The following is a 1,846-nucleotide window of genomic DNA, read 5'->3' on the forward strand; positions in this document are numbered from 1 at the left end:
CTTCAATCATGGCAAAAACTCTCGGTTCAAAACTGGATGGTTTGGTGCCGACCTGTTGTGCGATGTTGCCCACTTGGGTATTCACATCATCAAACAAGCCGGAAAGATTGGACATGATCGCCGCTGTCAGCAGCGACTTGATCCAATCTGAGATCGCTTTGAGAACTGTTTCCACTCAGCGCCACCACCTATCAAGAAAAATGGTTGATAAGGGTCTTGAGCAGGTTGAGCAGAAAAATAAGGTGAGTCAGAATCTGCATAATAGCACCGTCCTTTCAGTATAAAGGTGAATATTCGATTTGCAATGCGTTTCCTCTTGTGATAAGAATCCGTTTGCCACGGAGGGGCTGGAAACACTTGCAAGTAAATATGTACGGGGCGGCAATCGCCGCCCGGAAAAGATTAGCCGAACAGACCGCTCAGCAGGGGCACCAGAGTGATACCGATCAGGGCAACGCCGCCGCCAGCCATCAGCTGCTTCATACCCTGACTTTTTGCGGAGGGGTTATCGCCGCCGTAACCCTCCATCAGGTTGACGGCACCCCACACGCCCAGACCGGCACCCAATGCCACGACCAGAGTCTTCAGAACGTCCACTGCGCTGTTAAAGAATTCCATAGAAAAATCTCCTTTGTTTTGAAAAAGTGACTCTGCACACACCTGAAATCCGTTTGCAAAAAGCCGAAAACCACGGCGAAGGCTGATTTTCCGGTGTACCTGTTGGGTCAATGGGTAAAAAATAACCGCTCGTCTTATCAGGCGGGCGGGAGTGAATCAGCATCCACCATGACAAAGGTATCGTCTGGGTGGATTTTTTCTTTTCGGTTCAAGAACTTCTCGATATCGAGTGCGTTCTTGGGGTCATAGTCGGAGGTGTACTTGTAGTTCGGGTGCTGGGTCAGGTCGTACTTGTCGCTCATAAACGGGCGCACACCCCGCAATTGCAGGATGCACTTGCCGCCATCCAGCACCGCCAGTTCATCCCGGCTCATAAGTTCGTGGCCGAGTTTTTGATAGTTGGTGCCATAGCTTGGGCTATTGCCACGGGTATCTGAATTGTTGTAGCTGTCGATGGTTTCCTTGCCGAGTGCTTCGGCAAGATCTTTCAGGGTGGTAGGCTCACTGCCGCCGAGGAAAATCTGGCTGTCCATATTGCCCACGATGGTATCCGCATTATCTTTGTAGATGGCTTTCAACTGGCTGCGGGTCTGCAAGACCAGACACGCCGAGATCTCACGGCTGCGGATGGTAGCCACCAGCTTTTCCAGCTGCGGAATCTGACCGATGTTAGCACACTCATCGATCAGGCACCGCACATGGACTGGCAGTTTGCCGCCGTATTGGTCATCTGCCTTATCACAGAGCAGATTGAAAAGCTGGGTGTAGATCATGGAGATCAGGAAGTTAAATGTACTGTCCGTATCGCTCATGATAAGGAACAGCGCCGTTTTCCGGTCACCCAGCTTGTCCAGTTCCAGCTCATCGTACATGGTGGCATCCCGGACTTCCTGAATATCAAAGGGTGCGAGCCGGGCACCGCAGGAAATAAGGATGGACTTAGCCGTTTTGCCGGCAGCCAGTTTATAAAGTTTGTACTGCCGCACTGCAAAGGATTTTGGCTTCTTCTTGCCCAGATCCTCAAACAACAGGTCTACCGGATTTTGATAAGTTTCATCATCTTCCGAAACCTGCATAGTATTCAACATTTCCAGCAGTGTTGCGAAGTTTTGCTCCTCAACCGGGGCTTCATAATGCAGATAGGCAATCAATGAAACCAGCAAAAGCCGTTCCGCTTTGTCCCAGAATGGGTCGCCGCCCTGACCTTCACCTTTGGTGTTGGTCATCA

At 50.8% G+C, this 1,846-nt stretch carries 2 protein-coding genes; both read right to left on the reverse strand.

Annotation, left to right across the window (positions count from 1 at the left end; genetic code table 11):
- Positions 1–402 precede the first annotated feature (402 nt).
- Entirely contained in the window at positions 403–618 is a 216-nt protein-coding gene (locus tag WMO44_RS14845; protein WP_015565186.1) for a Maff2 family mobile element protein, read from the reverse strand.
- 137 nt (positions 619–755) lie between these two features.
- On the reverse strand, positions 756–1,846 hold a 1,091-nt coding region (locus WMO44_RS14850; RefSeq protein ID WP_349153036.1), incomplete at its 5' end, for a VirD4-like conjugal transfer protein, CD1115 family.

The sequence above is a fragment of the Faecalibacterium tardum genome, assembly GCF_040096515.1.
GTDB classification, from domain to species: domain Bacteria; phylum Bacillota; class Clostridia; order Oscillospirales; family Ruminococcaceae; genus Faecalibacterium; species Faecalibacterium tardum.

Coding starts and splice junctions, on each gene's coding strand:
- WMO44_RS14845 (WP_015565186.1), bottom strand. CDS start 618: ATGGAATTCTTTAACAGCGCAGTGGACGTTCTGAAGACTCTGGTCGTG.